Below are 13604 nucleotides of genomic sequence, written 5' to 3'. Positions count from 1 at the left end.
CCTTTATAAACAAATATGAAACTATCAATTATAATTTTTAATTTGCTGCTTTAGCTTCTGGTTCTTTTTTTGCAACACCTTCAATGAAATTCTTTTGAGCGTCTAAAAGTTTTTGGCGAATTTCAGGATTTCCACCAGGAACTCCATTGATGGCATCTTTCATTTGTCTTTCCAATGTAGATTTATCTATAGAAACTTGTACTGCACACATTAATTTTTTTATAGGTCTAACTCCAGAATCATCCGCTTCCATTGTTTGTTCCCAATAGGTAGTCGTTACTTTAGCGCCTGAAATATTCCCTTGTGATAGAAAAGCAGTTAAAGAAGACATAGATGGATCAGAAGAAGCATTTAATTCCTCAACTTGGCCAGAAGAAGTTACTGAGTTTTTAATATACTTCATCATTTCGCCAACTGCTTGAGTACGAGCCATTGAGATACAAGCATCAGGTCTTGAGGTTCCACTTAATGTCATTTTATGAATAAAAATAAAATTACCACCATCTTCTACCATCACTTGAGAATTTAAAGCCCAATCAGGAGTTTTTAAAGTTTTTGTCGAATTTGCAATCACTTCGGATTTTATATATTTTGAGGATGAAGTACAGCCAGCAATAAATAAAAGAGAAGTTACACAACTTAAACCAATTTTTACACCATTCATATTATTAATATTTCTCATATAAAATTCCTTTCGCAAAATAATCATGAAAAGAAGACATTAACTTTTTTTATTTTATTTCGCAAATTGCTTTATTATAAATTAAATTTGGTTTTTCAAAAATAGAATACTGAATAAAATAGACTGTTGTAAAAACAAAAAATATGCCAAGACAAGAAATAAAAACTCCGCCTATAAATCCAAGCCAAAACCATCTTTTTTTAATTTCAGTTTTATTTTGGGAATCTTTACTTCGAGAATAAGTATTGCGAATCACATCATTCATAAAGTTCTGAGCTTCATGCGCACCAATTGGAACAGACAAAGCTTTTTCATTATTAGAAATGTCAAACGATGTCCGATTTGAGTCGCCCATTATTAAATGCTCCCAGGTGCGTACTTCTTTCTAATGTTAGGAAGTTCTTCAAATATTCTTCCTGTGCGAATTGCCTCTCTCATCTCTTCGGTTAAGTCATAAAGAAATTGTAGATTATGGATTGATAAAAGGCGGAAAACTAAAAGTTCTTCAGCAACAAAAAGATGACGAAGATAGGCTCTAGAATAATTTTTACAGGTGTAGCAACTGCAATTTGAATCGAGGGGCTCTTTACTTGCTTTATGCGCTGCATTTTTAATTTGCATTTTACCATTTGCCGAGGCCGTTGATCTTACAAATACACTGCCATTGCGTGCATTTCGGGTTGGCATAACACAATCAAACATATCAATTCCTAGCATTATGGAATCAATAAGATCATCTGGAGCTCCTACTCCCATAAGGTAACGAGGTTTGTCATGGGGCATCCAAGGCATTGTCGCTGATAAAAGCCTTCTCATTTCCCTTTTAGACTCTCCAACGGACAAACCACCAATCGCAAAACCTTCAAAATCATTTTTTCTCAATTCTTTTATGCTTTGAACTCTTAAATCTCCATACATGCCGCCTTGGACAATACCAAATTGCGCTCTATTTTTATTTTTGCGTGCCTCTCGTGCTCTTTGCGCCCAACGCATGGAACGTTCCATACTTGCTTTTGCTTCGGCATGAGTCGCAGGATAAGAAGTGCACTCATCTAGAACCATTTGAATATCAGAATCAATATCTTCTTGGATACCCACAACGCTTTCTGGTGTTAAAGTGATTTTTGCTCCATTAATATGATTTGCAAATGTTGCTCCTTCTTCGTTTAGTTTACGAATTTTTGCAAGACTCATCACTTGAAATCCACCACTGTCAGTTAAAATTGCACCTGGCCAACGCATAAATTGATGCAAACCACCAAAATCACGCATTAACTCCATCCCAGGCCTTAAATTTAAATGATATGTGTTACCTAAAATAAGCCTATATCCAATGGAATAAACATCTTCTGGTGATAGTGATTTAACGCTTCCAACAGTGCCAACTGGCATAAAAATAGGAGTTTCGAGTTCTATATTTCCAAATTTTAATTTTGTGATACGTGGTCCAACTGTATGAAGAAGATCTCTCTCGCTTTCTACAGCTGCTTTTTTTTCTAATGCTACAGAAAACTCTTGCTCTAAATCAAGAGACTTTAAATCTGCGGTATCATATTTTCCAGTTTTAAAATCTTTATTGAGCTCAAGAGATTTAATTAATGAAAATTCAATTAAGTTTCTATTAGGTAACATATTCAAGAGTTTTCTCCAAAGACAAGAAGACTTGAGTCTCCATAACTAAAAAAACGATACTTTTTATTTATAGCATGAGCATAAAATTCTTTCCAGAATTGATATCCCATGAGCGCAGAAATAAGCATTGCTAAAGTGCTTTCAGGTTGATGGAAATTTGTGATTATTGCATTTCCAACACAAGGAACCACTTGATCATTTTCGTTTTGAGGATGAATAAAAATTTTTGTTGCTATCCATTTATCAACATAATTACTTAGATAATTATTTAAATTATTTTCTTTTGCTTTTTTAATTATTTCATTTTTATCATGCTTTGGAAAAGCTACCCTAAAAAAGCTTTCAACCGCTCTCAAAGAGGTTGTACCAACAAAAATAATTGGCCAATCATTAGCTAAATACATGGAAATTTTTTCGGCTACATTTTTTGAAATTATAAAATGCTCTTCATGCATATTATGTTCGTGTATATTTATTGATTGAACAGGCAAAAAAGTGCCTAATCCAACATGCAAAGTTACTGAGGCAAAATCAATTCCATTATTTAAACATTTTTCTATTATTTCAGGTGTAAAATGCAAGCCAGCCGTTGGTGCTGCAGAACTTCCTACTTCTAATTTATTTGAGTAAACCGTTTGATATCTTTCTTTATCAATTTCTTTTAAAGAATAAGATTGTTTATTACCTCTTTGAATATAGGGAGGCAAAGGCATTTCGCCATATTTTTCTAATAATTCATCAAGCGAATTTGCATTAACAAGTTCAACACATGGAGGTGATAGATTTGTCACCTTAAAAAGAGGCAGTAACTCTTCTTGATCTGCATAGAGAATTTCACCCTGTTTGATTTTACTTTTTGGTCTTAGTAAACAATGATAAAATTCTTTAATTCCTCTTTCTAATAAAAAAACTTCGCCACGTGCACCCGTTTTTCTGCGTATTCGCACCCTTGCTGGATACACTCGAGAGTCATTTGCAACGAGAAGAACCTTCGCATCTCTTTCTTTTATTTTAAATATATTATTTATTTCTTCAGCTATATTTACAAAAAAACTATCTGAAATAGTTTTTGTTGAAGATCTGCATACCAGTAAACGGCTTTTATCTCTTTTTTCCAAAGGTACTTGAGCAATTAACTCCTCTGGTAATTCATAATTAAAAAAACTTGTTTTCACTAATCAATAACCAATCTTTTGAGATGAGATCCAATGCGAGTCACTATTTCATAATTGATAGTTTGGGCCCACTCTGCTAAATTTTCTGCCGAAACAGACTCTTTCCCATCTGAGCCAATCAGTGTCGCAACCACAGATGTTTCATCACCTGTCGCCTCGGTCACGTCAACAATTATATGATTCATCATGACTCTCCCCAGTATTTTACAACGCAATCCATTTACCAGAACATAGCCTTTATTAGAAATAAGACGGGGGTAACCATCGTAATATCCCACAGGTAAAAGTGCCGTTCTCAGATCTCTATCTGCGCGGAAGGTACAACCATAACCTATATAAGAACCTGAAATAACAGTTTTAATACTTTGACTTTTACACTTCCAAGAAAGAACTGGCATTAACTTAGGCAATACATTTAACACAACTTTTGCAGAAAGTTTTGTTTCAATAGAGGGCCATAATCCATACATTGAAATACCAACCCGCACGAGATCATAACGTGAACGTGGGATGACAAGAGAAGCTGCACTCTGTGCAAAATGTTTTTCAAGGGAGTAGTTTAATGAAAACTTCTTCTCAATTATATCAAATGCTTCATTAAGTTTTGCCATTTGCTCAAAAGCATACTCTTGTTCAGTCACATCTTCCGTATTGGAAAAGTGTGACATGACTCCTTGAATATGAATGAGCTCGGTACATTTTGTTAAGAAATCAATTTTTTTCGTTAAATTATCGAGAGTAAAACCTTCTCTACCAAGGCCTGTGTCTATATGAATATGCGCTTTTAACGGACGATAAGAATTGCCCGTTCCCTTTTCAGATTGTTTTAAAATAGGAATATATTGTTTCCATTCCTCATCTCCAACAACAACTTCTATAACTTTACGTGCGCAACGCACTGCTTCTTCCGCTGTAATAACACCTAATACAATCACTCTTTTTTGGGTGAGATCATTTTCTTTTTCATATTTACGTATTTTAAAAGCATCCACAGGACTTATTACAAAAATAAGATCAACATAGCCATGTAGAATTTCAAGACAAGGCATAAATCCGTGCCCATAAGCATTTCCTTTTAAGACACATCCCAGCAGTATTTGAGATTCAACCGCATTTCTGAAGACAGAGACATTGTGAACAAATGCAGCTTGACTAATTTCAAGCCATGAAGCTTGTTCAGGAAATTCACTTATAAACGCCAAATCACCCATATGCACTCCTTCAAAACAGTTAACTCACACGCGATAGGACATTGAGTTTAACAACAATTATAATGAATTTTATTTTTTTGTAACACGCCTACGGAACAAAAACTTTACGCCGATACATTATTTGGAAAAAAGTGAGTTTATTGTACGGGGTATCATGGAAAACGAAAAACTCATAGCACAAATATCTCAACGAGAAGATGCTGGCGTTGATAAAGTTGGAACACTTTCAACTAAAACCAGCACTGTCATTTCTCGTATGCAACGTGCAGATGAGTTAAGAAAGAAAACAATTCGTGTTATCAACCTCGGAAAAATGCGCCTAACAAAATTAAAGATCCAAGACAGCTTAGAAATTATTAAAAAAATATTTTTCATCGAATATGGTGAAAATATGGAGCTTTATTTAAAAACCAATGAGATTGAAATTTATTCACTTTGGGTTGATGGCGTGACTCTTGCTGAAAATATGGAAAAAGAACTGCCCTACAAACCAGAAGAAATTATTCGCTTTCGCAATCGTCTTAGGCTTTGGGTGCGCATTTTTGAAAATCTATCCTACTATCACGCAAAAGGAATACTGCATGGAAATATAAAACCAGAAAATATTCTTATAAAAGATCGCAGTGCGGTTGACTTAAAACAATCGTATGATTCTGAATTTTTTGATAAAAAAGAGGAGGTTCCACACATATCCCTACTTGACGGAGGTTATGCTCACTTTCTTCCATATCAATCGCATAATCTAGAAGAAAAATCATCTCAAGCGAATGAAATTATTAATAGAAATTATTGGCTTCCCCCCGAAGCACGCGGTATTCTAGACGGCTGTTATCAGGAAAACTCTGATATTTATAGCCTAGCAGCCATTATGGCTTATGATTTAGGAATGATATCAATTGAAAAGAGTTCTGCCTTAAATGCATTGTGGCCTTTATATATTATTAGCGATAGCAATGTATTTAATTTTGGAAAAAAATGGTATAAGTGGAACACACGCCACCCCGTTACCGATGTTATGAAACGTTTAAAAGTCATCTTAAGCAAAGCTGTAAATCCAGCTCCCGAGAAAAGAACAATAGGATCTCGAGAGTTCGCTTATGAAGTTATGCTTTTAGCTAATAGACTTGCTGAATCAACTGAACACCAAAATTTAAATAATTTTTTTAATGAATTTATCCCAGAATTCGATGAAAACTCAGACAAAAACATTCTTAACAAACAATTTGATATCCCTGAAAACCTTGTGCAATTTTGTATAGATAAAGCCAGAAATCATAATAACCGATTTTGGATAGATGCTCGTAATAAAACAGCAAATAAATATATATTTATGAGAAATTTAAATACTGGAATGAATGTAATTCAAAAAAATACTATTTATTATGGAGTCAAATTCAGTCCAATTAACATTCCATTTTCGAGTTTAGATGAGTTTTGCAATTGTTTACTTAATAATACGCTTTTCTATAATCCGCTTTTTCTCCAAGAACTTCGTACATTATTTTATAATTTAGGCAGTGAAATTGATTCAGTCTTTTATGTACTACCTTCTCTCATAAAATATGGAGACAATAAGTCTTCTCATAATAAAAATATGAAAAATTTACTTATTCAGGTTAGACATGAATGCTTACATAACAATATTGACAAAATATTTGAAAAAATATTAGGTTCTTCTAAATTAAGTATGATAATTATTGATGATATTAATAGAGCCGATAATTCATCTCTTGCTGTATTACTTCGCCTCTTAAAAAAACAAACAAAAAATATTAAATGGGTTATTGGAGTGCGTTCTGAAGAAGAAATCAACGATATTGATAATAAAAAAGAACTCAATTCTCTTAAACACCAGGATCCCACATATTCAACCTTAAAAGATGATAGAACAAGATCTTTTTGGGTCACAAAACTTAATAATTTAACCAGTCAACAAGCTCGATTTCTAGCGACATGGTCTATGGTTGACTTACAAATAAGCACAGAAATTATTGAATTATTAAGTAGCAAAGTTATCTTAATGCAAGATATTTTCTCAAACAATTATCATCACGGGAAGGTGGATACTTTCCCAGAAGGCCCTGAACCTGAAGATTTAATTAAAGAAGATAAGAAAGTAGAAGAAGTAAGACCATTGACAGAAGAAGAGGAAGAAGAACTTGAAAAGAAAAAGGATCCTTTACACTTAGCATATGATGCACTGAAAACAGCAATCAAAATTGGGTTGGTTTCAGAAAATAGAGATGCGTTAACAGGACATTTACAATGTTATTTTTGGGAACATCAATATATATGGCTTAGTTTATCATTACTATTAAGCAAAAAAACAAAGTCTGAAATATATTATATACTTTCAGAATATTTATGTAATAATATTCATGATAAAACCACTCTTTTTGACATCATTCATATTTCTGAATACCTTTCAAAAAGCGATTTATCAAAAAGTGCTTTTGGAGCTTATTCTTCCCTTCTCGTCGCTTCAGAAGAATTATTTGATATAAATTCCGCTGAATTTGTTATAAGTAAATTGCAAATGCTCGGAGAGTCTGTCGAAAAAGATCGTCCCGACGATGCGTCTGTACTCGTTCCAAAAATACGAGAACATATTGCAGATCTTTCAAAGTCATTAGGCGATATTGAGCAAGCTGAAAAATATTATCGTGCTGTTGGCTGGAATTTGATGAATTCAAAAAGAAAATCTATTCTTTCAATGAAAAATTTCTTTCCATCTCAATATAAAAATAAAGAGAAAAGAACAGAAGAGTTTTTAAAGATTATTCAACAATCTGAGAAAGCCGAATTGTTTTCAGATATACCACACAGTATAAACTTTACTTACAAATCAGCAATTGAATTTGAGTTGTATAAAATTCAAAAAAAACTTTCCGATCCTCAAGCTTTTTATGACGCTGAGGAATCTAAAAATATTAAATTATTATTTAAAAGTTTTATAAAAATTGAAAACAGTGAAGAATCTAAAACAGAAAAGCTTCCACTTTCTCCTCGCTCAAAACCCATTCGAGGGATTGTTCTTTCACAACTTCTTAGATCTTGTGTCGGCTGGATTGATAATAATATCCTGTTTCCTCAAGTAATGCGTGCTTTGCAATTCACAATTGAAAATAATGATGGAGAAGATACTATTCATCTTTTATTTTCTTTAATTCTATGTGCAGAAAGAAATATTTCAACTAAAACTCGATCTTTTATTCTTGAAACAATAACTGATTTATCTGGACGTATTGGCAATGATATGGCTCTATATGAAGTTCTTTTAATGAGAGCTTGGTGTTCCTTTTTTTATGAAGGAGATTTACATGAAAGTAAAAAGAATTTAGACAGAATAAATTCATCTTCTGGAGAATTGCCACTTTCTCTTAGACAATGTGCACATAAATTATATTTATTGGTTGAATTTGAAAAACTTCCAATTGATCAAATATTAAATCATAAAACAAATATTCAGAAATACATAAAAAAAATGCAAGATTTTGAATTAGTAGATTGGGATATCGGATATACTATTCTTTTTTTAAAACAAGTGCACCCAAGTCTAAAAAAAGTTCCGGGGGACGAAATGTTTATAGGTAATATACTTGCTGAAAAAACAGATCAGCTCCTTCTGTACACTCATTATTTATTTGAAGGAGGGCATGCCCAAAGTGCTTCTATGGTGACTCAGGAAGCGAAAGAGAAGCAAATTAGACAATGGTTTAATACATCTATGCATATGGAATATGCGCCAGAGTCTTTTGCGCTTAAAGTCATTGAATATACAGCTCTTTTAAGAAGCAGCCAAAGCCAAAGTATTAAAATTAGAAAGAGAAAGAATTTTTTTATATCTCTAACAAAAGCATTTCTAAGAAAAAAAGAAACTTTTACAAAATACTGGGGAGAAGATAGAGCCATAAAAGAAAACATAAAAATAGACAAATCAAGTACCCAAGATACAGAAAGATTACATTTCTTATCCCAAAATTTGTTACGTGCTGGGTTTCATTGGTCATCCCACCGTCTTGCTAACAAAGCGCGTACGGACTTAAATATTATATCCAATGAAATCATAAATTTAGACTCAGAAGAGAGAAAAGAAAAGCTTACTTTTTCTCCTACAGCGCAGGTGACTCACATACGCTCAGAAAGGATAGAACAGTATGACATTTCTCAAGCATATCCTGAGCAAGGAGTCGCAATAAATTACATCTTAGAGTTTCTTCATAACTTTCAAAACAACGTTCGCACTGCAGAGTTAAGTGAGAGTGAACTCAAACATATATCTGATTTTATTAAAAAATCTGTCCCTACTGAAACAGATTTAATCGAGTCCACACTTGGAGCTGCACTGAAAGCTTCGGCAAAAAGAATTCACTTAAAAGAGCATACTGAAGATAATGTAGACCATACAAACGTAAATTCTGAGAGAAATGAAGATGTTGAGAACCCTTTGCAAAATCAAGACAATCCCTTAAAGCGTGTCGGATAGCTATTGACAGAGGCTCTTCACTCCATTATGTACATGTGACGTTTTGTTGCGTGATGTGATGGGGAAAATGCTCTCTAGATATCACATTCGTTAATTTTTACTTACAATGTGTGCAGCAAATTCAATACTTTAAAATGTGCTAAAATTTGCCCTAAGAGGATTCTAGTATGCCAACTCCTAAGATGAAAGTTTCCCGTTCACGCCGTAATATGCGCCGTGCTCACGACGCTTTAACACCAATTAACTTTTCTAAGTGCTCAAACTGTGCAGCTCCAAGACTCCCACATTCCGTTTGTGAGTCCTGCGGATTCTATAAAGGCCGTTTTATTGCAAAAAATATTCTTAAAGCAGACCTTCTAGCAGTTCTTCGCTAATTTTGTGCTTTAAAAATTAAAAAAGGGTTCTCAAAATAATGAGAACCCTTTTTTAATTTTTAAAGCCTTATTGATTATTCACGTCCCCAGATTTCCACAATAAAGTCTTTCTCCACAATATCTTTTGGATTTGCAACATACACAGCCTCTTGACCAGCACAATTGAAATTATAGTTCATTGTCACTGTGTCTGTTAAAACCTCATAGTTTGGATGAATTGATGCAAATAGCACTGGGTCATATCCTTTATACCAAGGCTTATTGCATTTTAAATCAAACCGAGCATTCGCATTTCTTATCAAATTATTATCAATATTTTTTACTTTGAAATAAAAGCTTGAATATTTTCCTTTTTCTATGACCTTGCTAAAGTCAATAAAATCTTCAGATGAACGTTCTTTTTGCCCAGAGAGAGGAGCATTATTTGAACGAATTTTTGCTATTAATTCCCCAATATTTGGCTCTAACAAAGTTTCATCATATTGTGAAACAAGTGATGTTAACTTAGCTGAAGAATTATTTAAACAGTCAACTAAATTAACATAGCATTGACTAGAAAATGCTTGTAACATCTCTATATTTGTATGCGAAAGAGTTAAAATATTATCTATACCATTTTTTTCATCTTCTGCTAAATATTTTACATTCATTAAAGAATTTGCTAAAGTATAATTATCAATCTGTTTAGATATTGCATGACTTACATCACTTTTGAGCCTACTCAATTGCTCCATTGTGTTTATATCATGGGTTAAAGCAAAATCGAGCTTTACTCCATTGTGATTTGCAATATTCAATTCATCATATTCAACAGTTGATGAACTTTCGATAGCCCAAGTATTTACATCTTTTACACTCAATTGTTTAACGAAGTCATCAGAAGCATATTGATTTAATCTATCAAAAAATGGCTGGCACTCTTCAATTTTATCCAAGCGACAAGACACTTTTGTCGTTAGGACAGATGCTAATTTTGTTGGATCTCCTCCTAATTGAAAACCATATACATTTAAGTAAATTTGTTTTTTTGTATCCTCATTTAATAATTTTAAGTTTTGATTAATTCCAATACGCTCTTGCTTTGTCAAAACATCTTTAACAGAAACACCAATTTTAGATTGAAAATCATTTAAAACTTTTTGAGAATCAAAATTAAGCTTCATAGTTAATAAAATTTTTGCAGATAATCTCTGTGAAGTTATTATCTCATCACCACATTTTTTTATAAAATTATATGCATTCTCTAATTTTCCGCTGTTATTAAAATTATCTTCTAAACCAGCTTTTAATTTATAAATATTACCTTCTTTTGGAGTGATTTTATGTTCACCATAACGGACATAAACTGAATAAGTTGTTGTGCGACTTAATTTTGTGGCAGAAGCTTCACGTGCATATTTAATTTCTGGCGAAATATCAACACCTTTGACGGGTACTGTCGCAGAAATCCCAATATTTAATACTTTTCTAAAATCACTTTCTTTTAGGTTATCCGAAAAATCAACAATTGATTTTTCTATTCCCTTTGGAAGAACAGATTCACCTCCCTCTAAACAACTTTCTGAAAAGAGGAAACCCATTTTATTAAATCCTTGCAAAAGCTTAGCTGACGATCCGTCACTGTTTAAAACAGAACTCCTTGCTTTTGTAATTTCATTTGCACTTTGAATATTTTCTGAAAAATATTTTTCGTTTTTAGAACAGGATATTAAAAATAATGAAAGAACAGAAACAACGGGTAAAAGACGAGAGATCTGAGTCATCATCCACCTCTATAGGTTATGGCTCAAAAGCCTTGAATAGTAAAAATTCTATTTTTTTATGTTAAGTTTATTTAGCAAAAAAACAAGTGGATGGCCAACTTTTTTTAATTTATAACACACTAGTGTATTTATATTTAAGTATAAATAATTTATATATAATTATCAACATGATATTTATATATTAAACATACCAAAAAAAATTTAGTTATTTATATAATATGAGTTAACTGTAAAGTGAATATGAAGTTTTATTTTTCTTCTTGAGAAATTTTATCAATAAATAGAGTTAATATTATAAAATTATTTAATTTTATAAAAGAATAGCTGTAAAAATGTATTGAACACAATTATTGTATAATAACTAACATATAAGGTTATGCAAATCTACAAACTTATTGAGTAAATTTATTTTGTGATTTTTATGGAAATTTATATAAGAGGTAATTATCTTTTTAAAATGCCTATCGCAGTTTGGTTGGGTAATAAAACAACTTCGGGTAACATAATTGTCCCAGGATTTGTCACAGAATTGCAACCTGTTTGCGCTCTATTTCCTAAAATTGCTCCAAACTTTTTTAAGCCAGAATCCACTTTTTTATTATCCAAACGAAGAATAATATTGCTATGATTCATTTTTAAATTTGCAAGCTTTGTTCCAGCCCCTAAATTACAATCATAACCCAAAATGGAATCGCCAACATAGTTAAAATGGGCTGCTTTTGCATTTGGTAAAAGAATAGCCCCTTTACACTCAGTGGTATGTCCCACCACAGCACCTTCGGAGATATAAACAGACCCTCTGATATAAGCACCATGTCGCACGACAGCTTTGGGGCCAATAAAAGTTGGGCCTGTAATATACGCTCCTGGCTCGACCACAGCGCCTTCGCAAATTACTATGAACTCCTTATTCTCAAGAATAGCTTGCGGACTCACCTGCCCTCTCATGCGATCCTCTAAAGGGATTTTTTGAATAGCGCTTTCAACAAACTGAGTGAGGGCTTTACCTAAAGCTTTCCATGGAAATTCCACTTCTTGTAAAAAATTAGAAAGCTCTTTGGGAATTTTAAGCTCGGATGCACGTTTGAGCTCAAACAAGGCGTCATTGCTGACAAACTTTGATTCAATTGTGATTCGATTCATATTAGTTTCCTTAAATTTTGGTTCTTTATCTTAAAGCAGACAGACTGTACCTGTCCATTTTCACATAATTTATAGCAAATCTCACTCAAGAACCCAGTTTTTTTTCCGAAAAAAAACCAATGCTTGAGTAATAAGCAAGTATTTTTATACGTTCTGCTAAAAGGCGTGAATGAATATGTTTGATAAAAATGAATTTAAAAATTGTTTTAGAAAATGGCTTGACGAAAATCCAAGTGCTACCTATGAAGAAGCGAAATCCTTCTGCGAATCACAAATCCCCTCAAATGCACAGGAACACTATGCATGGCTTGCCGAACAATCCATCGCTTGGTTTTTATGGAGAAAAGAGAATCAATCAAAAGAAAATTTAAATTTACATTATTCAGAAGATGAATCAGATAATTATCTGACAACAAAAAAGGATATTAATTATAATTAATATCCTTTTTATATTAACTCTAATTAATAAATTAGAGGCTGTAACTAACAACTACACCTGTTGTGTATTGATCGAATGTCAATTTAACTGAAGAGTCTTTGGTTTCCAAGGAATGTCTATTGTACGAGAACATAGCGCCCACGCCAACTGTACTTGTAACTGGAACAATTCCCATAGCAGTCGCACCAAAATAGTAATGATTTTTAGCATCTGTACCAATAGTTACATCTCCTGCCTTAACTTCAGTACGAGTTCCTATAGCATAACCGACATTCGCAAGAGTAAATAAAGAAAATTGAGGAACAATATCAATCTTTACACCTGCGTTTGCTTCTAAACTTGTCCAATAGGCATCAATTCTAGCACTACCTTCTTTTCGAGTTGTGTAAGCAGAATGTAGTCCTAAACCAGCAACAGGACTTACCATTCCAAATTTTGGGAAAGAATAAAGGCCAGAAAAATTTAATTCAGCACCTTTCATTTTATTATCACTTCCAAGTTGTGGATCCATATCATTTAAGAAAGTAGCTCCAAGACCACCGATAATATTAATATTCTTATTACTTTCAGTCTCTTGAGCAGAAACAGAAGAAGTAACAGCAACAGTTGCTAAACAAATTAAAGACTTAAATTTCATATTTAACCTCGTATGTATTATTAACTACAAAAACACAAATTAGCATTAAAATAATAATTAGA

At 32.8% G+C, this 13604-nt stretch carries 11 protein-coding genes; 3 read left to right on the top strand and 8 right to left on the bottom strand.

Features of this window, described 5'->3' with window-relative positions:
- Positions 1 to 37: 37 nt before the first annotated feature.
- The 5 genes from GCL57_RS04085 to alr are packed head-to-tail and all read right to left on the bottom strand — an operon-like array spanning position 38 to position 4700.
- A complete protein-coding gene (locus GCL57_RS04085; protein WP_152212004.1) occupies positions 38 to 682 on the bottom strand; it encodes a hypothetical protein in 645 nt (214 codons plus the stop codon).
- A gap of 49 nt (positions 683 to 731) precedes the next feature.
- Positions 732 to 1037, bottom strand: coding sequence for a hypothetical protein (locus tag GCL57_RS04080; RefSeq protein ID WP_152212003.1), 306 nt, complete (start codon positions 1035 to 1037; stop codon positions 732 to 734).
- A 2-nt stretch (positions 1038 to 1039) separates the two neighbouring features.
- Positions 1040 to 2314 carry a tRNA guanosine(34) transglycosylase Tgt gene (gene tgt / locus GCL57_RS04075; RefSeq protein WP_152212521.1) on the bottom strand — a complete coding sequence of 425 codons (1275 nt, stop codon included), beginning with the start codon at positions 2312 to 2314 and terminating at the stop codon, positions 1040 to 1042.
- Positions 2315 to 2316: 2 nt separating this feature from the next.
- Entirely contained in the window at positions 2317 to 3489 is a 1173-nt protein-coding gene (gene queA, locus GCL57_RS04070) for a tRNA preQ1(34) S-adenosylmethionine ribosyltransferase-isomerase QueA (RefSeq protein WP_152212002.1), read from the bottom strand.
- Positions 3489 to 4700 carry an alanine racemase gene (gene alr / locus GCL57_RS04065; RefSeq protein ID WP_152212001.1) on the bottom strand — a complete coding sequence of 404 codons (1212 nt, stop codon included), beginning with the start codon at positions 4698 to 4700 and terminating at the stop codon, positions 3489 to 3491. Before alr ends, queA begins: the two co-directional genes overlap by 1 nt.
- A 154-nt stretch (positions 4701 to 4854) precedes the next feature.
- On the opposite strand from alr, the gene GCL57_RS04060 reads away from it, so the two are divergent.
- Complete coding sequence (locus GCL57_RS04060; protein ID WP_152212000.1) at positions 4855 to 9186, top strand: protein kinase domain-containing protein; 4332 nt, start codon at positions 4855 to 4857, stop codon at positions 9184 to 9186.
- A 167-nt stretch (positions 9187 to 9353) separates the two neighbouring features.
- A complete protein-coding gene (rpmF, locus tag GCL57_RS04055; protein ID WP_130606822.1) occupies positions 9354 to 9560 on the top strand; it encodes a 50S ribosomal protein L32 in 207 nt (68 codons plus the stop codon).
- A gap of 74 nt (positions 9561 to 9634) precedes the next feature.
- On the opposite strand, the gene GCL57_RS04050 is transcribed toward rpmF, so the two are convergent.
- Together GCL57_RS04050 and GCL57_RS04045 are read right to left on the bottom strand one after the other, a co-directional pair.
- Positions 9635 to 11323: a hypothetical protein gene (locus GCL57_RS04050; RefSeq protein ID WP_152211999.1), complete on the bottom strand. Its 1689-nt coding sequence runs from the start codon at positions 11321 to 11323 to the stop codon at positions 9635 to 9637.
- Between the two features lie 444 nt (positions 11324 to 11767).
- Positions 11768 to 12466 (bottom strand): LbetaH domain-containing protein, encoded by a 699-nt coding sequence (locus GCL57_RS04045; RefSeq protein WP_152211998.1) that lies wholly within the window; start codon positions 12464 to 12466, stop codon positions 11768 to 11770.
- A gap of 175 nt (positions 12467 to 12641) precedes the next feature.
- On the opposite strand from GCL57_RS04045, the gene GCL57_RS04040 reads away from it, so the two are divergent.
- Positions 12642 to 12905: a hypothetical protein gene (locus GCL57_RS04040; protein WP_152211997.1), complete on the top strand. Its 264-nt coding sequence runs from the start codon at positions 12642 to 12644 to the stop codon at positions 12903 to 12905.
- Positions 12906 to 12936: 31 nt separating this feature from the next.
- On the opposite strand, the gene GCL57_RS04035 is transcribed toward GCL57_RS04040, so the two are convergent.
- Positions 12937 to 13542: a hypothetical protein gene (locus GCL57_RS04035; RefSeq protein ID WP_152211996.1), complete on the bottom strand. Its 606-nt coding sequence runs from the start codon at positions 13540 to 13542 to the stop codon at positions 12937 to 12939.
- Positions 13543 to 13604: the final 62 nt, after the last annotated feature.

Source organism: Fluviispira multicolorata (assembly GCF_009208585.1).
In the GTDB taxonomy this organism is placed as follows: domain Bacteria; phylum Bdellovibrionota_B; class Oligoflexia; order Silvanigrellales; family Silvanigrellaceae; genus Silvanigrella; species Silvanigrella multicolorata.
This window is presented reverse-complemented; position numbering and strand designations above follow the sequence as displayed.